Origin of the sequence: Nitrospira sp., assembly GCA_015709715.1 — a bacterium.
GTDB lineage: Bacteria > Nitrospirota > Nitrospiria > Nitrospirales > Nitrospiraceae > Nitrospira_A.
Genome location: CP054184.1, coordinates 1,447,759 through 1,468,231 on the forward strand (window position 1 = coordinate 1,447,759; position 20,473 = coordinate 1,468,231).

General features: G+C 63.1%; 19 protein-coding genes and 1 pseudogene. 11 read left to right on the forward strand and 9 right to left on the reverse strand.

Features of this window, described 5'->3' with window-relative positions:
• Nucleotides 1–528 precede the first annotated feature (528 nt).
• Entirely contained in the window at nucleotides 529–927 is a 399-nt protein-coding gene (locus HRU82_06925) for a hypothetical protein (GenBank protein ID QOJ34691.1), read from the forward strand.
• Between the two features lie 125 nt (nucleotides 928–1,052).
• On the forward strand, nucleotides 1,053–1,853 hold the full coding sequence (locus HRU82_06930; protein QOJ34692.1) for a hypothetical protein: 801 nt from the start codon (nucleotides 1,053–1,055) through the stop codon (nucleotides 1,851–1,853).
• A gap of 7 nt (nucleotides 1,854–1,860) precedes the next feature.
• Here the strand turns inward: HRU82_06930 and HRU82_06935 are convergent, their stop codons facing one another.
• The 9 genes from HRU82_06935 to HRU82_06975 all read right to left on the reverse strand — a co-directional run bounded on the left by HRU82_06935 (nucleotide 1,861) and on the right by HRU82_06975 (nucleotide 11,006).
• A complete protein-coding gene (locus tag HRU82_06935) occupies nucleotides 1,861–3,351 on the reverse strand; it encodes a proteasome accessory factor PafA2 family protein (GenBank protein ID QOJ34693.1) in 1,491 nt (496 codons plus the stop codon).
• A gap of 1 nt (nucleotide 3,352) precedes the next feature.
• A complete protein-coding gene (locus HRU82_06940) occupies nucleotides 3,353–4,183 on the reverse strand; it encodes a proteasome subunit alpha (GenBank protein ID QOJ34694.1) in 831 nt (276 codons plus the stop codon).
• A gap of 57 nt (nucleotides 4,184–4,240) precedes the next feature.
• Nucleotides 4,241–5,014 carry a proteasome subunit alpha gene (locus tag HRU82_06945; GenBank protein ID QOJ34695.1) on the reverse strand — a complete coding sequence of 258 codons (774 nt, stop codon included), beginning with the start codon at nucleotides 5,012–5,014 and terminating at the stop codon, nucleotides 4,241–4,243.
• Between the two features lies 1 nt (nucleotide 5,015).
• A complete protein-coding gene (locus HRU82_06950; protein ID QOJ34696.1) occupies nucleotides 5,016–5,210 on the reverse strand; it encodes a ubiquitin-like protein UBact in 195 nt (64 codons plus the stop codon).
• 14 nt (nucleotides 5,211–5,224) lie between these two features.
• On the reverse strand, nucleotides 5,225–6,733 hold the full coding sequence (locus tag HRU82_06955; GenBank protein QOJ37140.1) for a proteasome accessory factor PafA2 family protein: 1,509 nt from the start codon (nucleotides 6,731–6,733) through the stop codon (nucleotides 5,225–5,227).
• 11 nt (nucleotides 6,734–6,744) lie between these two features.
• Nucleotides 6,745–8,496: an AAA family ATPase gene (locus HRU82_06960; protein QOJ34697.1), complete on the reverse strand. Its 1,752-nt coding sequence runs from the start codon at nucleotides 8,494–8,496 to the stop codon at nucleotides 6,745–6,747.
• Between the two features lie 82 nt (nucleotides 8,497–8,578).
• On the reverse strand, nucleotides 8,579–9,703 hold the full coding sequence (locus HRU82_06965; protein ID QOJ34698.1) for a trypsin-like peptidase domain-containing protein: 1,125 nt from the start codon (nucleotides 9,701–9,703) through the stop codon (nucleotides 8,579–8,581).
• A gap of 3 nt (nucleotides 9,704–9,706) precedes the next feature.
• Nucleotides 9,707–10,108 (reverse strand): YjbQ family protein, encoded by a 402-nt coding sequence (locus HRU82_06970; protein ID QOJ37141.1) that lies wholly within the window; start codon nucleotides 10,106–10,108, stop codon nucleotides 9,707–9,709.
• A gap of 10 nt (nucleotides 10,109–10,118) precedes the next feature.
• Nucleotides 10,119–11,006, reverse strand: coding sequence for a hypothetical protein (locus tag HRU82_06975; GenBank protein QOJ34699.1), 888 nt, complete (start codon nucleotides 11,004–11,006; stop codon nucleotides 10,119–10,121).
• A 161-nt stretch (nucleotides 11,007–11,167) separates the two neighbouring features.
• Here HRU82_06975 and HRU82_06980 point away from each other — a divergent pair, with 161 nt between their 5' ends.
• The 9 genes and pseudogenes from HRU82_06980 (at nucleotide 11,168) to HRU82_07020 (ending at nucleotide 20,452) form a co-directional block, all read left to right on the forward strand.
• On the forward strand, nucleotides 11,168–11,797 hold the full coding sequence (locus HRU82_06980) for a hypothetical protein (protein QOJ34700.1): 630 nt from the start codon (nucleotides 11,168–11,170) through the stop codon (nucleotides 11,795–11,797).
• Nucleotides 11,794–12,219 (forward strand): HIT family protein, encoded by a 426-nt coding sequence (locus HRU82_06985; protein QOJ34701.1) that lies wholly within the window; start codon nucleotides 11,794–11,796, stop codon nucleotides 12,217–12,219. Before HRU82_06980 ends, HRU82_06985 begins: the two co-directional genes overlap by 4 nt.
• Nucleotides 12,220–12,294: 75 nt before the next feature.
• Nucleotides 12,295–12,897, forward strand: coding sequence for a hypothetical protein (locus HRU82_06990; GenBank protein QOJ34702.1), 603 nt, complete (start codon nucleotides 12,295–12,297; stop codon nucleotides 12,895–12,897).
• Nucleotides 12,898–12,973: 76 nt separating this feature from the next.
• Nucleotides 12,974–14,338, forward strand: coding sequence for a tetratricopeptide repeat protein (locus HRU82_06995; GenBank protein QOJ34703.1), 1,365 nt, complete (start codon nucleotides 12,974–12,976; stop codon nucleotides 14,336–14,338).
• An 11-nt stretch (nucleotides 14,339–14,349) separates the two neighbouring features.
• On the forward strand, nucleotides 14,350–17,010 hold the full coding sequence (locus HRU82_07000; GenBank protein QOJ34704.1) for a sigma 54-interacting transcriptional regulator: 2,661 nt from the start codon (nucleotides 14,350–14,352) through the stop codon (nucleotides 17,008–17,010).
• Between the two features lie 249 nt (nucleotides 17,011–17,259).
• Nucleotides 17,260–18,036, forward strand: a complete 777-nt coding sequence (locus HRU82_07005) for an OmpA family protein (GenBank protein ID QOJ34705.1) — start codon at nucleotides 17,260–17,262, stop codon at nucleotides 18,034–18,036.
• An 82-nt stretch (nucleotides 18,037–18,118) separates the two neighbouring features.
• Nucleotides 18,119–19,642, forward strand: coding sequence for a hypothetical protein (locus HRU82_07010; GenBank protein QOJ34706.1), 1,524 nt, complete (start codon nucleotides 18,119–18,121; stop codon nucleotides 19,640–19,642).
• A complete protein-coding gene (locus HRU82_07015; GenBank protein ID QOJ34707.1) occupies nucleotides 19,639–19,869 on the forward strand; it encodes a hypothetical protein in 231 nt (76 codons plus the stop codon). The genes HRU82_07010 and HRU82_07015 overlap by 4 nt, the downstream gene beginning before the upstream one ends.
• A pseudogene (locus HRU82_07020) lies at nucleotides 19,866–20,452 on the forward strand (class GN sortase). The gene HRU82_07015 and the pseudogene HRU82_07020 overlap by 4 nt, the downstream one beginning before the upstream one ends.
• Nucleotides 20,453–20,473: the final 21 nt, after the last annotated feature.

A 20,473-nucleotide genomic window follows, 5' to 3' on the forward strand; every position in this document is an offset into this window, starting at 1 on the left:
GTGATCCCCGCCGGCTCCATCCGGGAGCCGCACGCGAGGCTGCGCTCTTGCAAGGCACAAACTGTTCCGGTTGGGATGAGGAGAACTTGAGTGGTCGCAGGGGAAGGGGCAGGGCACACACGGCCTCAAGCGAGAGCCCACTGCAGACTGTCCGATATCTACAAAATCCGAAGCTAATTCTATGGAATACTGCGTAATTGTCAACTCAAACGTATAAGATTTGGCATCTTACTTAAAAAAACACCCTTAGAAGATTTCTGCAGCACATCCCGCCCTTCTGATCAAGGCCATTCGGCCCTTCCGTTGGTCCGATCCGAGTCAGAACGATGACGGTCGTCATCATCATGACGACAACGGATACCTATAAATGTCGACTCCTCGCGTGATCTCCATTCCCCACTCACCCTTAAGACGTTTAACCTCGGAGAAGATCCTACAGCGTTTCCACATGCCGCCTAGCGCCGATTGCTTTGCCCTGCACATTGTGATACCCAGGGGCATCCGATAAGACGTTCCCCATACCCTTTCATGCAATTGGCAGATCTTCGCTTCCGAGAGACGCTCCCAATCTTCGTCGCAGCGGGACTGATCCTTGGCTGTCAGAGCGCGCCGCCCGTGACGGAAGGATACCCTCATCAACTGTCCCTGCAGGAAAAGACAAGAGCGGAGGTCTTGGCCTGCGCAGGCCCCCCGCTCCAAGAACGGCAAGAGGGCGGAGCGACAGTGCTCCGGTATTACCGAGAAGCCCCGCTGCTCGAAGAGTCTATGGTCTCCTCCAAGACCAGTCGCCCCACTGTCCACCATGGCTGTTGGGCGACCGTCGTATTGCGAGAGGAACGCGTGGAAGGGGTTCACTATCGATTTGTCCCCTCGTCGGTCGACGCCTCCAATGACTGCGAAGCCATCTTCGCCCGTTGTCCGGAATGATCACGCACAGCCGGCCAGGCCGATCCATGCTCCTCCGGCTCCTGTGCCTCGGTTGCCTGTCTTGCGCATCCCTGTGGCCCGAGGCAGCCTTCGCGCTGGAAAAGTACGGACGGCCTCTGCCTTCCATGCAGGAAACAGATTATGACAACCATGAAGCCCGCGAGGAGGAGGAAACCCTGTTCGGCGGCTACCTCCTGACGGGTGCCTTCGTCAAAAATCCCACCTTTGCGGCCCGGCCGGACAACAGCGGCTTGGTCGGCATGCGCCACATGTTGCACCTCGAAACCGACCTGTATAAACAGTACCTGACCTTTTACACCGATCAGAATTTCTTCTCCGACCGCACCAACGGCTGGATCACCCTCTCGGAATGGGATGCCACCTTCGCCCTGACCGGCGTGCTCGATCGGTTCAATTGGCGCATCCAGTATGAGCGGGACGCGCCCCTGGATCGCAGCGGACTCATACAGGCCTACGCGGATGCGTTGGTGACCGCTCGATTTCAAGCGACACAGGATGCCGCCTGGTGGCGGCGCCTGTTTCCCGGACAAAATCTCACGGCCTATGCCGGCGGCGGCTGGCTATTCCACAACAGCAGCTACTTCGCACGCCCCAACAATACGGGCCGCGCTCTCTTTCGCTATGTCGCGCATGCCGATGTGGATCTGTACAAGAACCGCATCGTCCTCTACGGCGACATGAATTTCTTTACCGACCGCGAGGCGAGCAATACTCTCAACCCCACCGAGCTGGACTGGATCGTCGGGGTCGCGCTCCGATGGGAGGATACCGAACTGGCGGTGTACCGAGAAGAAGATCGGCCGTTGGATCGATCGGGCCTGGTGCAGAAATACTATGCCGTGCAATTACGGTTCGCGTTCGATGTGCCGAAACGCGCGCTGGAGCGGATGGGGTTCAAACGGTAGGGAAGGCCTATCGGCTCGAGAGGTGACTGCGGACTTCCTGAACGTACGTCTTGAAGGGATCGGCCATGAAAAACGGCTCTGCGCCGCGCAGCTTGAAATTGGACCAATTGATCATATAGTCGAAGGACAACCGATCCTCCGGATCAGCACTTTCATCCAAGCCCGCACCCCGAGGCTCCGACGCCAGCAGGTGCCGCACCAACTCGCCACGACCGAATGCCCGGGTGTTGCGCGGGGGGTGGTCTTGGGCCAAGTCCACGACCTTGTCGGTCGTCAAGCGAAGGCTCCGTCCCTCCGCCTCCAACCCGTAACACAACCCCCGCTCCGGATGCAGGTTGTGATACTCCAGATCCAAGCTCTTCAGCATCGAATCGTCCCATCCCACCTGCTCAGCCTCGCGATAGGTCTCGAGCAGCCACAGTTTAGAGGCCCAGTCGATCCGGCCGACCAGCGCCGCGTAGTCGCCGCGGAGATCATGGAGCACGGCTTCCCATTGTTCCAGCACCCAGTCGGTCTCTTCATCCTGTCCCTGGCAGTGCCGTTGCGCCGCCGCCAAAAACTGCTCCTGAATATCCAGCGCGGAGATCGACTGCCCCGATTCCAACCGCACCATCCATCGGCGATCGAGGTCTCGCGAAATCTCCTGCAAGGTCTCCACCGGCTCGTCCAGCCCCAAACCGCGCGGTGCTTCTCCGGCCTCGATCAACTGCAGCACCAGGCCGGTGGTCCCCATTTTGAGCGCCGTCGCGTACTCGGCCATATTGGAATCGCCGCAGAGCAGGTGGATACGACGAAACTGATTGGGGTCCGCCAAGGGTTCGTCTCGGGTATTGACGATGGCCCGGTTGTGCTGCACCCACTCGAAAAAATCGTTCACGATGTGATCCGCCCGCTGCGAAATCTGGAAGGGGACGAAGGACCGATCCGGCGCGTCCCGCAGTCCGGGGCGATGCAAGATGAGTCCGCCGACTTGGACCCATTCGTTGGGGTCACTCGCGCAGCCGATGCGACCGGCCCCCGTGAAGATCTGACGTGTCACCAAAAAGGTCACCAGCGGGGCGAGCCCACGCCGAGAAAACGGAAAGCGGCGCGAGACCAGATAGTTCTCGTGCGAGCCGAAGGTCGCGTCGGTTTCATGATCGATGTTGTTCTTGATGATGGAGACGGTTTCGTCCAACCCCAGCGCCGACACGGCATGTTGAATGATACGGTCGCCGGCGCGATCCGCCGCCACCAAATCCGTCAGGGTGGTGCATTCCGGGGACGCATACTCGAGATGTCCCATGTCGAGGTACAGACGTCCGGCATTCGTCAGGAACCCCCCGTTGCCGGGCGGTTCATCATGCCCGCGATGGTGTAGGTCGACCACCCCTCGGCGCTCGCCGTAGAAAATATGGTCGCGAATGCGCTGCGCCACCCAGGAGGGCGAATGGTCCGGTCGATCCTGGTTGACCAACAGCCCGTACTCGGTTTCGAGGCCGAAGATTCGGTTCAGCATCTCAAGCCGGGGTGGTGCTTGTGAGTTCCGACGGGAGTAGCCCCGTCAATTCATCGGGACGAAGCGTGCGATAGGTGGAGGAACCCGGAGCGCCGCGCTCCAGGACCACACACTCAAGGGAACGGCCGGCCAAGGTCTTCCGAAGGTGGGCAACCAACGCAGCCCGGTCCGGCTCCGCCTCGGACTCGGCTTGGCCCGTCGAGTCCACAGCGCTCGGACCTTGGTCCGTCGAGGGGTCGGCTGCGACCTGCGCCAGGGCCCCGACTGCCCACGTACACAGCGCCGTCTCCAGCGCTTGGGACAAGCCGACCTGCTCGCGATGCCGCCCCTGCAGGTACCGCCCCATCTTACCCAGCACGGCTTGGTTGGCCGCCAACAGGGCCCATCGGCGACTCTCCTCGAAGGTGCCGTCGTAATTGATCGTCAAAAACGCATCCCGCTCCGGCTTGAGGCCGAGTTCGGCGAGCAGAATCTTCACGATGAAGGGCGCCTTATAGATTTCTTCGAAGGCCTGCTTGATCGCCGGCGCCAGGCCGTACTTCATCAACCGCGCGCCCGTAACATCGGACGGAGAACGGTTGAACCCTTCCACATGCGCCATCTCCAGCAGCGAGAATCGCAACTTCTCCAAATCGGCGGGGTGTCCCATACCGCCGAGCGCGATGCGGTCGTAAATTTCGTAGAGCTTCGGCGTGCCCTTGCTCACGGTCGTCAGCAGGATGCCGCCCTCATACGCGAGGGCCACCACGGGACTGCCCTGCTTGAACTGTTCATCGAGATAGGTACGCCGGTTGCCGACGGCCTCCACCCAGCGATAGGGTTCCTCATACATGGTGCGGTTTCCTCACGAGCCTCACAAGATGATCCATTGTCGGCCGGACACTCAACGCTACACCCGGCGAGACACTTCCGCTTCGTACAATCGCTTCAAGTCCGTCCCGGGCACGGTCCGGACGCCGGCGGCTGTAATCGTCTTCACCACCGGATACAGATCCAACTCGCGATTCACTCCCCCGGTCGCCGAGTCGAATTCCGCCGCGCTGGCTAACAGTCGCAACGCCTGGACCGTCGCTTCTTCTTCCGGCAGCGCCCCCAGCGGCCGTGGCCCCCAGGTGTTGATGTAGTGCAAAATCCCACGGATCGTCGGCGAGCCGGAGCCGGACACGGCATACTCCACGCCCTCGAACTCCGCCCCGAGGATGTCGTAAAAGTAAATCTTTGCCGCCCCCTGGTCATGGTCATAGCCGGCAAACACCGGCACCACGGCTCCCGTTCCCGCGAGGGCCGCGGCGACATTCTCCTTGAGCAATTTGGAGACGGCGCGCAGCTTCCCCTCGAAACTCAGTTCCTGCAGCTGTGTCCGGCGGTAGTACTTGAACGAATGTTCCAGTACCCGCACCATTTCGTAGGCCGTCGCCGGGACTCCCGCAATGGCCATCACACTATAGCGATCGATCTCCAACACCTTGTCGGTGCGGTCGTACATGACCATATTGCCGGCCGTCGCGCGACGATCTCCCGCCACCAAGACCCCGTCCCGATACTTGAACGCCAGGATCGTGGTGGCGGTGGGGATATCCAGGCCGCTTGCGGCCGCGGCGGGATTCCCGAACTGATAGCCTTGCTCCCTCAGCAGCTGATAAAAATCTCCTTGCATCCCCATGTTACTCTCCGGTCCGTTGTCGATACCGTTCCGCCTGCTTCGGATCGACCTTGCGCATCCGCTTCAACAAATTGTCCTTCTCCGGCGAACCAGTCTCCGGCCGCCTGGGTCCGCCGCCTTCCTCAGACGGCCCTAACGGCCTGGGCATAGGATCGCCAGGACCTTCGCGACGTTCCGGCATCTGTATCGTATTCATGATGACGTATCCTTTCATCTCTTCCATGCATCCAGGGCCTGGGCCGGCGTGGCGGCTGTTTCCAGCAGCCTGGCGCAGGCCTGCACCGCGTCCGGCTCGAACAAATCACCCATGTCCAGCTGACGTCCCCGCATCCCGCCGGCAAACCGCACCGACTCCCATTGCATGCCCGTGATCTGATCGGAAAATCGCCTCACGCAAATCCCTCGCAGACCGCCGCGCGTATCCGCAGGCCCTGCGCTCAAGGCGTCGACGACGTCACGTTCGGTGGTCATGCGCCACACCTTGCCATCCGCCTCGAGCCCCAGAAAGAGCCCCCGTTCCGGATTCATGTTGTGATATTCCAAATCCAAGCTGGCGAGCCAGGGGTCGCCCCACCCGATCCGCTCCTCCTGCATGAAAGTGTCGAGCAACCACTGTTTCGTGACCCAATCCAGTTTTCCCACCAATTGAGCGCGATCCTCTGTCAGCAGCCGAAGGCACTGCTGCCATTCGCGCAAGACCCAGGCGGCATCCGGGTCGGCGCCGTCGTCGAACCGGCTGGCCGCGTTCCAATACTCCGCCAGGATCTCCAGCCCCGAGAGGGACCGGCCGTCTTTACACCGTACGGTGGCCTTCAAGTCCGGATCGCGGGACAGCTGTTTGATGGCCACGACCGGCTGTTCCAATTCCAACTCCGGCTCATGACCGCGTTGCAGCAGGTCCAAGACCAGCCTGGTCGTCCCGACCTTCAGCGCGGTGGCATACTCGCAGAGGTTGGCGTCGCCCAGGATCAGATGCAGGCGCCGATACTTCGTCCGATCGGCATGGGGTTCGTCGCGGGTATTCAAGATGGGCCGGTCGTGCATGGTATCCACGCCCAGCTCTGCTTCCATGAAATCCGCCCGCTGGGAAATCTGGAACGGGCCAGGCACGAACCCCGCTTCTTGCGCTTCCGTCCCGACCTTCCCCGACCCCGCCAGCAACTGACGGCTGACCAGAAACGGAAGCAGGCCGCTCACCAAGCGAGGGAACGGCAGTGCCCGCGGCACGAGGTAATTGTCATGACACCCGTAACTATGGCCATGAAAGTCGGTGTTGTTCTTATAGAGCTGGACGTAGGCCCCGCCGAGCATACGGTTGCGACGTTCGGCCGCCCGCTGCACCAGCCGTTCTCCTGCCCGGTCTTGCGCCAGCAAATCCTTGAGGGTGCGGCATTCGGGCGTGGCATATTCCGGATGGGTGTGGTCGTTGTAAAAGCGCGCCCCGTTGGGCAGGACAAGATCGCTCTTCATCTCGTGAAAGGAAAAGGGGCGGTGCGCGTCGACCTTGGCGAACTCGTCTTCCTCCTTGTCCTGCTGCAGACCCGAGACGCGAAACCCGCGAGCATCCTCGTGGGGATCTTCCCCGGCATAGTCCCATCGACGCTCGAACCGCCCGGTCAGATGCGCCCGGACCAGTTCCATCGATTCCTCGACCGGATCCACCGCATCGAGATCCTCGCGCGTAATGCCGTATTCGGTTTCAAGCCCGAACAGATGCATGGGGATTCGCATCAAATGATCTGATTGACCAACCGTTCTTCGCTCTGCCGCCCACGCCGGAACGAGGAGACCCCGACGACCTGATCCGGATGATGATCGAGGAGCTTCAGCCATTCCTCGGCCGCGTCGTCCGGCGGCAACATCTCGCCCTGGCGGTATTCCTCCTGCACCGCATCCAAGAGATCCTGGAGCCGCAGGCCGTCGTGTTCGGCGTTGCCGGGTTGCGCCACCGCCCGTTCGATGGCCTGTTCCTTGGCCCGCTGCACGATGGAGGACAGGATGGCGCCGCTGACCAGATCGCCGCGATAGAGCACCCTGTTCTGGCCGTTTCGCAGGCGAATCGCCAAGACACGGTTTTGATCCGTCCGCGCAAAGAGACTGTCCACGACTTGTTCGATCACCACCTGCCGCGCAGCCTCAGGATCGTCACCGTGACGATTCACCAGCGCCCGTTCAAGCGGCAGGGTAGACGTCAGGTAGACGCGCAGAATCTCCCTGGCCGCCTCGCGGGTCGGGCGGGCGACCTTGATCTTCCGGTCGATGCGACCGGGCCTGAGGATCGCCGGATCGATCAGATCCGGACGATTGGACGCCAGAATGATCACCACGTCTTGCAGGGACTCGATCCCATCCATCTCGGCGCAGAACATCGGCACGAGCGTATTGTTGATGTTGAAGGAGCGCATTGCGCGCCTGGTGCCCAGCACGGACTCCGCTTCATCGATAAAAATGAAGGGCAGCGCCCCTTCTTTGCGCCGGGCCCGCGCTTTGGCGAAGAGGTCGCGCACGATCCGCTCGGACTCTCCCAACCACATGTTCAGAATTTCCGGTCCCTTGATGTGCAGGAAGGCGCCACTGGTGACGGGCGGATTCGTTCCCGTTGCTCCGCCGGCCGGCTGGTCCTTCAAGTCCCGCATGAGTTGCGACAGGCTGGACGCAGCCGCCTGACCGATCAAGGTCTTCCCGCAGCCGGGCGGGCCGTAGAGTAAAAATCCTTTGGGTTGGGAAAATTGATACTTCTTGAAGGTCTCGGTGTGGAGCAGCGGATATTCGATGGCTTTCCTGATCGCCTCGATCGCCTCCTCCTGCCCACCGATCTGCGCCCAGGTCACGGTCGGCACCTCATCGAGGAGGTGGGCCTTGGCCTGACGGTTTTCGAACTTTTCGATGGCGATGCGGTGGGTCGGATCGATGCGCACGTCGTCGCCGGGCTTCAGTTCCGCACCCTGCAGATCGGTCGATCGCTGCAGAATGAGCGCTTGACGCCCCATGTCCTGCTCGAAGCGAATACGTCCGTCCGGCAAGACCTCCGCCACCTTCAACACCGGCCCATTACGGTCGTAGCCGAGGGTTTTGATGACCGCATAGGCTTCGTTCACCAAAATCTGGGTGCCGATTTTCAGGTCATCCGCTGCCACACGGGGGTCGATGTTGGCGTAATACTCGGCCCCTCCGACCACGATGCGGGCCAAGCCTTCCGCCGGCACTTCCACCAACAGACCCACTCGGTTGGCCGGGGCGGTCAGTTTCGCGACCACTTCGGTCAGTTTCTTGAATTCCGTCTCACGCCGGTCCTGCGCGACCGACTGGGCCAACACCACATGCCGGAGCTTGTAAAGAAGTTTCTGCCGCGGATCGCCGTCGGGAAAGGCGGCCAAACAGGCGTCGATCAGTTCGATCGGGTCGGTCGAGGCCGACTCGGCCCGGCCTGCCGATGGAGCGCCCCCTGCTTGTGAATCGTTGGTGGGTCGATGGTCGCTCATAACGCTTCCTCCGGATGGACCGACTTCGGTCATCCTAACATAGAGTCCACCGGCTACGCCGCCATCGGAATCTCCGGCTGACTCAATTCACCGCCTGCAACGTCACAGGCACTTGCTGCCGTCGATTGCCGCGCTGATATTCCAGCATGACCTGATCGCCGACCTTGTGTTGCTCCATGATGTCCATGAGATCGTCGACGGTCTCGACCGGCTTTCCGTCCACGGCGACGATGATATCCCCCAGTTCGATGCGACCGCCAAAGGTTTCGCGCGCCCCGCGGAGTCCGATCCGCTCGGCCACGCTGCCTCGTCCGATCTTCCCGATGATGACCCCCTTCACGCCCCAGCGCCGCGCCATGGCATCGGGTACCAGAGAAACGCCCAACCCAGGCCGGATGAGTTTCCCGTGCTTGATCAATTCGGGCACGATGCGAATGACCGTGTCCACCGGCACTGCGAACCCGATCCCGGCGAATGCGCCGCTCGGACTCATGATTTGGGTATTCACGCCGATCAGCCGCCCCGCGCTGTCCAACAGCGGCCCGCCGGAATTACCGGGATTGATCGCGGCATCGGTTTGAATGACGCCCTCGATCGTCCGATTGCTCATCGACTTGATCGTCCGGCCCAGCGCGCTGACCACGCCGGTGGTCAAGGTATGGTCCAGACCGAAGGGATTACCGATCGCCAAGACCTTCTGGCCGACCCGCAGGCTGTGCGAACTTCCGATGGTCACCGGCTGCAAGGCCGATTCAGGCGCCTGAATTTGCAGCACGGCCAAGTCATGGTCCGGATCGGCACCGACGACTTTGGCCTTGAGGTCGGTCCGATCGGCCAGGGTCACGGTCACGGAGTCCGCTCCGTAGATGACATGGTAATTGGTGACGATGTGCCCCTGCTTGCTCCACACGAACCCCGTCCCGGACCCCTGCGGCACTTCGAACAGATTGAACGACCAGGGATCCCGCTGGATCGCGGTGTTGGCGATGAACACGACCGACTTCGTCGCGCGATCGAAGACGGCGATCGTCGCCTGCTCCTCCTGGCTCAATTCGGTCGCCAGAAAAACCGGCGGCGCCATAGCGCCCTGCGCTCCGTCATAGGCGCCGAGCGGCGAAGCGGACACAACCCCCGCGGCGAGCATCGCCGTCACTCCCCAACCCAGCCATTGTCGGGGCCCCCTTGTCCTCACAGAGCTGCCCGGCATAGGTCACTCACCGATCGCCTGCAGGACGAGGTCTCTCGTCCGCGGCCTGGTATCGAAATCCAACAGTACGAGTTGCTGCCAGGTCCCCAGCGTCATGGCGCCGTCGTTGAACGGAATCGTGAGGGAATGGCCTTGCAGTTGGCCTCGAAGGTGGCTATGGCCGTTATCTTCCCCGGCGTTGAGGCGATTGTGCTGCCACTGCGGATCGGCAGGAACCAGCCGCTCCCACAGCGTCTTCATATCGGCCCGAATGCCGGGCTCGTCCTCGATGATCAACACGCTCGCCGTCGTGTGTTTGACGAAGAGCGTCAGGATGCCGGCCCGCAGCCCGGTTTGATCGAGGGCATCCTGCACCAGTCCGGTGATGTTTTCCACTCGACTCTCGCCCTGCATCGACACCCGCAGGGGCACGCTCCTAACCGCCATGAGATTGCTCCCGTCCGACCCCTCGCAAGAGTGACCGGTCTCGCCTGGAAAGGCGCCGGCCCTGAGCCTGCTCCAGCACTCGATCGAACGCGCCTCCAGCCGCAAGCGATCGAAGCGCGTCGAGCACCGCAACGCTCACCACACCCTCCCGCTGCAACGACGCGAGGTAGTCGAACGCCTCCATGAGACTTTCACGTGACCGCACATAATAGTCGCGCCCGCGCCGCCGGTTGCTATAGGCCTCGAACTGCTCGCAGGCCACGAGGATCTCCGCCAATTGCCGCACCCAGGGCTTGGCGCCCTCCAGCTTCTCAGGGTAGTAGTAGTACAACATGATGCGGCCCATCCAGGGTTCCCACGCAACCCCGAGATCCTGAAGCCGCGGCTTCACGTTCCGTAAGCGTCTGGTCAACCGCCGCGCATACCCAAGCCGCATCTCAACCTGCTCGCAGGCCCAGTCGTCGACGAGCACGCCTGCCGCCTCCAAGGAGCCTCGATACCGCGACAAGAACGCCTCTGTCTCACGGCCGTACTTGGTCTCGGGATACCGCGCCCGCCATTCTCGCGGCCTGGTGGGGATCGATTGTGCGCGGGCCCACGACCAAATCCGGCTGAAGAGGGCTCGATCCAACCCGGCGCGCCCCAGATCGTGCAGCACACAGGCGATTTGATACTGCCTGACGCGCTCGACCGGATGGCCCAACCGCTCGGCCACGGCCGCGCACATGCGGGCAGTGCGGACCGCGTGCGGACCGTCGTACCCCTTGATGATACGATCGGGGCGGCGGGGATCGGGATAGTCATACAGCCGCAGCAGGGCCGAAGTCAGGGGGCGGGACAACAGCAGTGGCGCATCGCGCTGGCGTCTGGTGGACATGCAAGGTTGACGAACCGCAACCGATGGGCGATCGGCGCGCAGAATATCGTCCAGGAAAAGAGGGTGTCAAGCGGCGGAGGCCCCGCAAAGGATTTCCTCGCGCGGACCGTCCGGCTTTGTTATTCTGGCGAGGCGTGCGAACCGGAACGTAGGAGGTAGACATGGACGTGACTGGCTGCGTGCAGCGACTGGCGACGGCAGGTCTATGCCTGGTGCTGGCAAGCCTGCAGACGCCTGCACCCGCCGTCGCGGCGGATACCCTGTCCGACCTCACCGGCAAGGTCTCCCCTGTCGTGACCCTCCGCTCCCGTGACAACTTTTCCAGCGAATATCGGTACGACGTGACGGTCCGCAACAACTCCGCCGATCTGTTCGTGGCCGATTCGCTGATCGTCGTCCTCGATCGCATCACCAACATCGCAGGCGAGGATCATGAGAACCTGACCAATGAATCGTTGCTGAGCCGAATGGAAATCCTGGGCCAAGACGGCACGACCGACGACGGCAAGCCGTTCTTCCGCATTCCATCCGGTTCCGGGCCGGATCTGGTGCCGCATAGCGAGAGCCTGCCCGCCAGTGTCCGCATCCGTAATCGAGATTACGTCGCCGTCTTCACGCCGTCCTTTCGCGTCATGGGGGTCAAACGCGAACCGCCGAAGCCGAAAAACGCCGCCGGCTCCGCAGCCGCCGCGCAACCGCCCGGCAGCGCCACCCTCGACAAACTCATCCAGCTGTTGATCAAGAAGGGCACCATCACGCCGGAAGAAGGCCGCGCACTCCAGCGACCATGACGACCATTCCATGCAAGGCCTGCGCAGGCACCTGGCCCCAAACCGACCACTTCATCGCAGAGGCCGGACTGACGAGGGCCTACCTCCACGACGATCAGTTCTTTCGCGGCTGGACCGTGCTGGTGCTGAAACGCCACGCCACAGAACTCTTTCACCTGTCGCAAGGAGAACGGACGGGATTGATGGAAGAGGTGGCGCGGGCGGCCGAAACCTTGGCCCGCGAGCTCGGAGCGATCAAGATCAACTATGAACTGCTCGGCAACCAGCTGCCCCATATCCACTGGCACCTGATACCCCGCCTGGCCCAGGACCCCGCACCGCTGGAACCGGTGTGGCGAGTGGTGCATGAGCCGGTCTCGCTGCCATCGGACCAGCTCGCCGCCCTGTGCGGGCGGCTCCGTCGGGTGTGGCCCCCCTCCTGATCGCATCGCACCGTGACTGTCTCCTCTCCATCGGCTCTGTCCTCACCTCCGCCCCGCACGTTCGTTCGCACGCTCATGAGAACCCTGCCGTTCTATATTTGCATGTCATTGGCCTGCGTCGGCGGAGCGGGGCTCTACTACGCGACTCAGACCTCCGGCCATGGAACGTGGCTACAGGTGGGAAGTTGGGGGCTCGCGGCGGCATGCCTGCTCCTCGCGTTAGGCGGAGGCGTCCTCGCTGGAATGGTACGCACCGCCGAGCTGACCGTCGAACAGATCGAGCAGAGCCTGCGCGGCTGGCTACACAACCTTCCGGAAATCAGGAATTCGCCCGGCTCCGGTGGACGCACCCTCGCCGCAACCAGGGAAGAGTACGAGGCCCTCCTCCATCGCCTCATTTCTCAGACCGGCGAACGCTTCCGTCTCCCTCGTTGGCTCGAACGGCTGCTGCGCTCCATTCTGCAAGGGGTCGTGGTCGATCGCTTCATGACCTCCTGCCAGCAGCGTGGATTGACCCAGGTGCCGCCGCAAGAGTTTCGCAACTGGCTGTTGGCCGAAGGGGTCGGTCTTGGATTTCTGCTGCTGCAAGACCAACTGTCCTGGTGGCGCTATGTGGTCATCGGCCTGTTGTTGTTGCTTGCGGCCCTGCCGTTGACCCTTGCCCTGTTCACGACCTGACTCAGCCCTCGTGGAATTTTTCCTCGCTCCCCGTGTATATATGTCAGTCTTTCACTCTGGAGGTTCGTCAGCGCCTATGTCTCCGCAACCCCTTGTCCTGGCAGGATGGCTCCCGCTCATACTCGCCGCGGTCCTGTTCCAGCCCGCACCGGTCACAGCGCAGGAATCCACCGTGCCGGCCCCTTCGACCGAGGCTGCGAGCCAAGCCCCTTCGGCCCCCGAAGAATCTCCCGCTGCGGCAGAGAGCCCAACACCTCCCCCTCCGCCGCCGTCTCCTACCCAGACCGAGGAGGCAGAAGCCGTCCGCGTCGAACCGTTGCCGGCAGAATCGGCAAGCCCACCACCTCCTCCGCCGCCACCAGCGTTGACCCTGCTGGAAACCCTGAGCCAAACCCGCAAGACGGTCCATACCGAACCCGATGCCCAAGAACCGCGTCTGGCCTTGGGCCGAACCCTGTTTCAACTGGGTGATACCGATGCGGCGATCGACGAGTTTCGCACGGCCCTCCGGTTCCATCCCTCGGTCGCCCAGGCCCACATGGATTTGGGAACGGCCCTCATGGCCAAGCAGGACTGGCGCAACGCCATGACGGAATTCCAGGAGGCCGTCCGCCTGGATGCGACCCTCGTGCAGGCCCACTACAGCATGGGCACCATCCACTACACGCGCGGCAATGTCGCCCAAGCCATCAAGGCCTATCAGGAGGCGCTGAAGCTCAAGCCGGACTTTGCCGAAGCGCATTATCGTCTGGGCTTGGTGCTCAAAATGGCGGGCAAGGAGAAAGAGGCGGCCCAGGAGTTGGAAACCGCTGCACTGGCCGGGATCGCCAAGGCACAGTATTTTCTCGGCAACGCCTATCGTTCCGGACAGGGCGCGGACAAGAATCTGACCATGGCCGTCACCTGGTGGTCGCGCGCCTTCGATCAGGGCTTGCCGGAAGCGGCGCAGGCCCTCACGCAACTCCGCCGCATCGCCGTGGTAAAGGGCAACCTGCAGACGAAACAGTCCAAGGCGGCGGCGGAAGCGTTCAAGGAATATTGCGATCAAATTTGGCTGGACTTTCCCGATCTCGATCGAGCCCAGACGCCGGAGACCGTCGGCACCACCCTCCTGCGGCAGGGACGCACCGCCGAAGCCCTACCCGTGCTGCTGCGGGAAGCCTACGCGTTGAACGACAGTGCGCACGCGACGCTTGTCCGCCTGTACGAACAGGGGCTCGACGACCAGCTCCCACCCCATGGGCAATGGATCATGAGTTATCTGGAATCCACGGCGGCCGATGGTTCGGTCGCATCCCGCACGGCCCTGGCCCGCATCTATGCCAAGGGCCTTGGGCTGGCGGCGGACCTCGCGAAGGCCAAGAGCTACCTGAAGGGCCTTCCGCGAGATGAGGTGAAACGCATTCTGGACGAGGCCGCGCCGGACGCTCCCAAACCGTAATCTCGGAGCCCATGCCTATTGCCGCTCGCCTGTTCGTCAGGACCGTTTGGCTGCAAGCCGCGGTCATGGCCTTCGCCTCGAGCGGGCTCGCGGGGCTTCTCTGGTCGTTCGCTCCCCTCACCTACACGGCCCTGGAATGGGGTCCCTACGATACCTGGTTGCAGGTTCGCCGTCAGCCGGCTGCCGGTCCGGATGTGCTCCTCGTGGTGCGCGACGCGGCGAGCGACCGCCAATTGGGCGGCGGTGTCTGGGACCGGAGCCTGTCCGCGCGACTGATCATCGCGCTCCATGATGCCGGCGCCTCGGCCATCGGCCTCGACATTCCTCTCAATCTTCCGAGCCCGCCCCACCAGGGTGGCGCAGTGAGCGATGCGCTCCTGATCGAAGCGGTCAAGACCGCCGGGATGGTCGCCTATCCGGCCTTGCAGATCCCCATGCCGGATCAGGACCCCAGCCTAACACCCGACCCCACCAGCCTCGTGATTCCAGGCAAGAGCATCATCACCCCCTCGGCCGATCCGGATCACGTCGTGCGACGGGCTCGGCTCCTCTACCGTGAGGAAGGCGGCGACCTGCCGGCCCTGGGCCTCAGGCTGGCCGCCTTGCGGAATCCAACGGCATTCACGCGCCCGGAGGAGAAGCTTCCGTTGGATGGACAGGGTCGCCTGCTCATCGACTTTGTCGGACCGCACCCCACCACAGCCTTCCATACCGTCGCCGTTCACGACCTCCTTCGTTTGGTCGAACAGAAGGATGCGGAAGGGCTGGCCGCGTTGGCGAACGGAAAGGTGATCTTTCTGTTCACCCAACCGCGCTCGCAGGCGGACTCCCTCACCCCGTCCGGCGACATGGTCTCCGACCTGCTGCTCCAGGCGCACCTCTTCCACACCCTCATCTCCGAGAAGTGGATCAGGGAGCTGTCGCCGCTTCAACGGTGGGTGATCACGCTCTTCCTGAGCGGCTGCATCGCCTGGCTGGTCCTGCGCCGGCCCGATTGGCGGGGCTTGCTGTCGGGGGCTGCCGCCCTCTGGATGTATCTGACGTCCAGCCTGGCCCTGCTGGCCGGCAGCCACTGGGTGTTTCCGTTCATCATACCCGTCACGGCAGCGGTGCTCGTCCTCGTTGCGGCGAACCTACTCGCGCAGGTGATGGCCGGCCGCCGTGTGGCGCTGCTGGAACAGGATATGTTGCAGATTCAACAGGACCTGATCTCCGTCAGGGAGGCCCTTGTGTATCGCGAGACGGCCGTGGAAACGCTGGAGGAAGATTTGGAGACGGCCCAGGCCAGTATCTCCCAGTCGGTCTCCAAGGAAGCCGAGTCGGCCAAGTGTGCCGCCGAATTGCAGGCAAAAGTCGCCGAAGCCCAGACGCAGGAGGCCGCCACACGCCGGCGGATGGAGGAACTCCAACGACAGCTGCAGAATCTGCAGGCCGCCACGCTCACCTCCGCGCCGCTGGGTAATGCCGAGCAGGAATCCCTGCGCCGAGAATGTGCCCAGCTGGGCATCATCACCGGCACGCCGGCCCTGCTGGCGATGTTTCGCGACCTGAAGAAAGGCGCGCGCTCCACCGTCACCATGCTCATCACCGGCGAGCCCGGAACGGGCAAGGAGTTGTTCGCCCGCGCCGTCCACCGCCTCAGCCCTCGCTCCGCCAAGCCCTTCGTCGCAGTCAACATGGCGGCTATCTCGCCCGAACTTTTCGAAAGTGAACTGTTCGGCCACGTACGCGGGAGCTTCACCGGCGCCTTGACGGATCGGAAGGGGTATTTCGAACTGGCACATCAAGGCACGATCTTCCTGGACGAAATCGGCGACTTGCGGCTCGATCATCAAAGCAAGCTGCTGCGTGTGCTCCAAGAGCGCACCTTCTATCGAGTCGGCGCGACCACCCCCACCACGGTCGATGTGCGCATCGTGGCCGCAACGAACAAAGACCTGCAGCTCGGCGTATCCGAAGGTTGGTTCCGTGAAGATCTCTATTTCCGGTTGAAGGGCCTGGTCCTCCATCTGCCGCCGCTCCGCGAGCGGCCCGACGACATCGCCGCTCTGGCCGGCGCCTGTCTGCAGGAAGCGAAGGCCCAGGGCGCCCCGGCCACACTGTCTCTTTCCGGCGAAGCCGTGGAGGCCTTGAGGCAGCATCCCTGGCAGGGGAACGTGCGTGAATTACGCCACTGTTTGGAACAGGCGGTGGCCTTGCGGGAAGGTCCCGTGCTCGGGGTGGGTGACCTCCGATTGGACGTCGGCACAACGCGGCTGCAACCAGGCCCCGTGCTACCCGATCCGGCAGGCGATCTCGCCGTGTTACAGCAGCTGCGACAGCAACGATTCGACATGCAGGCGACGGCCAAGGCTTTGGGGTGGGATCGCAGCACGGTGACGCAGCGCCTCAAGGGGCTCTGTTTCCAGGCGCTCGTGGAGGCAGGAGGCGATCAAGCCAAGGCTGCCTCAGCCCTGGCCGGTGATCCTTCGCTCCAACGCGCCGTCGAACTCAAACTGATGGACTACCATGGGCACCTCCTGAACACCATCGCCCCATTCACCACCGTCGAGGACGCCCTCCGCGATTGCCGACGACGGTTCAAAAACCTTCCCGAGCGGCACTTCAAATTCGTGGAGGTGCTGGTGCGGGGGGAATTCCATATGCGGGGCTGGCCCCGCATGCCCCGCTGATCCCCGCATGAGCAGCCATCCCCGCGCAACGCCTCATTTCTCCTAACTCGTTGTCTCCCTTAGCGTTTGCTCCGTCCTGCCGCCGCGCCATGCCTGGTCTTTGGCTTGCTCTACGCACCGCCCGACTGCGGCACGGCCAGAAAGGAGGTGAGCGTACGCCGCCGGCCCAGTCGCGCATGACGCAAGAGCAGGAGACATCATGAACCACTGGGCCGGTGATCCGGCCCCGTCACACAAGGAGCAGAGACCATGCACAAGACCCCGACAGCCACCGTCAGCGCCGGCCCCGTCTCGCCCAAGATCATGGGACCGGATCGAGACCTTCGCGAAACCTATATCCTGAGCGGTTTGGTGTTATTCGTCGCCCTCGTCGTTGCCGGATTCTGGTACTACTCCCAGACGGACGAAGCCGCCCATAATTCCCACCAAGCCGACCAGCTGGAAAGCAGCCAGGTCTCCGAAGCCCTCAAGAGCTCCGGAACCGCCATCCCAGTCGCGGCAGCAATGCCCGCCACCCCCGTCGAAGCGGCGCCGCTGGCGACCCGCAGCCTCGATATCCTGCACGACGACATCACCTTCGAGGTCGGTCGAAAGGGACTGACCGACGATGCCAAGGCCACCCTTCAACGCCATGCAGAGTTCCTGAAAAACGAGCCTGATTGGGGTGTCTTGCTCCAGGGCTATACGGATCTGCAGGGGTCGCGGGCCTTCAACCAGATCCTCGGCATGAAACGGGCGGAGACGGTCAAGCAACAGTTGATCGCCTTGGGCGTGTCGGAGCACGCCATCCGCACCGTGAGTCTGGGAGAGGAGGGTGCCTTATGCATCGACGGCAGCGACCTCTGCCGGCGGATGAATCGCCGAGTGCACCTTGAGATGAGGAACGTGGGGCGGGAGCACCTCGCGGTCGCGCCCATCGCAGCTGTGCCGGTTGTGGAGGCTGCCCAAGACGACTCCACGGAGACGAGCAGGCCGGAGGATGGGTCTGTGATGGAAACCGGTTCGTCAACGGACAGCGCCGAATAACGGAGCCGACGAGCCCGCGCGGAGCAACTCTCCGCGCGGGTCCCGCCGCGCAACCTCCCCAACATCGAACCAACGAGGTCCCATGTTCAGACGAACCGGCGCCGCGCTCTTCTTTCTATTACCCATGGTTCTTTCCAGTGCCTGGTCCATGGCTCAGGCTTACGGGGGAACGCTCCTGTACCGTTCCGCTGAAGCGGGGCGCTTTACGCCGAGCCCCTCCGTCCAGACCGAGGTCCACATCAACGTCACCGGGATCGTCGCCCGCACGTCGGTCAGGCAAAAGTTCGTGAACCCCAGCGACAAGCAAGGCGACTGGACCGAGGCCACCTATGTCTTTCCGCTCCCCGACGGCGCAGCCGTCGACCACCTCCGCATGGTCGTCGGTGAGCGCGTGATCGAGGGCCAGATCAAGGAACGGGGCGAAGCCAAAACTTTCTACCAGCAGGCCAAGCAACAGGGACAACGCGCGAGCTTGCTGGAACAGGAGCGCTCCAACATCTTCACAACCAGCGTAGCGAACATCGGTCCCGGCGAACGGATCACGGTCGAGATCCAATATCAGGAGACGCTGCGGTTCGACGGCGGCCGCTTTCAATTGCGCTTCCCCATGGTTGTCGGCCCTCGATATATTCCCGGCGTTCCCGTCACCGTAGAGGGCCAAGGACGTCAGGGCACCGGCACCTCGGCCGATACCGATCGCGTGCCGGATGCCTCGCGCCTCACGCCGCCGGTCCTGCCGCCGAAGCAGGGCTTGATCAACCCCGTGAGCCTGTCGATCACCCTGCTACCGGGTTTTCCGCTCGGGGCGGTCGCATCGCCTTCCCATGAGATCATCGATCTTGCCGACGGGGACGGGCGGCACCACATTGCGCTGAAAGAAGGAACTGCGCCGGCAGACCGCGATTTCCTACTCATCTGGCGTCCCGCGGAGGGCGCAACCCCGACGGCAACGATCCTGAGCGAACAGCGGGACGGCGAGACCTATGCCCTGATGCTGGTGATGCCGCCCGCGCAGCCCCAGAGCGGCGCGCCTCTGCCGCGCGATGTGACCTTCGTCATCGACACGTCCGGGTCGATGGCCGGCACCTCCATCGAGCAGGCGAAGGTCGCCCTCGCGCAGGCCCCACGCCGCCTCTTCACGATCGGCATCGGGTCCGCCCCCAACAGCCACTTGATGCGAAAGGCCGCCCAGTTCGGCTACGGGACCTTCACTGCAATCGTCAGCCTCACAGAGGGCAAGGAGCGGCTCGACGATCTGTTCAGGAAATTGGAACGTCCGCTCTGGACGCACTTGTCGCTGGATCACTCCGGCTGGGAGGAGCAGGAGTCCTACCCGCCCCGCCTTCCGGACTTGTATGACGGAGAACCGCTGATGCTTGCCGTCAAGGCACGGACCATTCCGACGCAACTGAGCCTGCAGGGACGGATGGGCGAGCGACGCTGGTCTCTCCCGGTCACCACTGCGCGCGCCGAGCCGACGTCCGGCTTGTCGGTCCTCTGGGCCAGGGAGAAGATCGCCTCGTTGATGGATGACAAGGTCATGGGAACCCCGGAGGAGGACATTCGCCGGGCTGTGCTGGCAGTGCCCTCGCCCACCACCTCGTGAGCGCCTACAGCAGTCTGGTTGCGGTGGACGTGACGCCTGCAAAGCCGATCGACACCACGCTCACCTCCCGTATCTTGGCTACCAACTTGCCTGACGGGCAGGAGTATCGCGCCATCTTCGGCCTCCCCAGCACTGCCACCGACGGACGGCTCCGCCTCCTGATCGGATGCTCGAGCCTGGCCCTCGCTTGTCTCGGCTGGATGCTCCTGCGACGTTGCACGACATGAGCCCCTTCCATTCGAGACGGACGCTCTGCCGAGCATTACTGATCTGCCCGCTGGCGATGGGGCTCTGGCAGGGGTCGCAAGGCCTGTGGATCCATGCGAAGGCGTGGCTCGCCCAGATCCTCCTGGAGCGGGCCTGGTCGCGCACGTTGGCGGGAGAAGAACGGCCACAACCATGGCCTTGGGCCGACACCTGGCCGGTCGGACGGTTGCTCATGCCAGCACATGCTGTCGATCTCATCGTCCTCGCCGAGGCGTCGGGCCGGACCCTGGCCTTCGGGCCGGGGCACGTGAGTTCGACAGCGTCACCCGGCGCGCCCGGCACCATGCTGCTGACCGGCCACCGGGACACGCACTTTCGTTTCTTACAGGAGGTGACCGTGGGCGAACGACTGGAGGTGGTGGGGCGAGACGGGCGGCGTGATTACTATAGGGTCACGGACCGCCGCTGATGGATGCGCGGCATGACGCCATTCGACTGGAGCACGATCGCCGGGAACTGGTGCTAGTCACCTGTTTTCCGTTCGACGCGACCAGACCGGGCGGGCCCTTGCAGTATGTGGTGAGGGCGGAAGCGCTGCCCTGACAAGACGGGAGCGGGCGACGG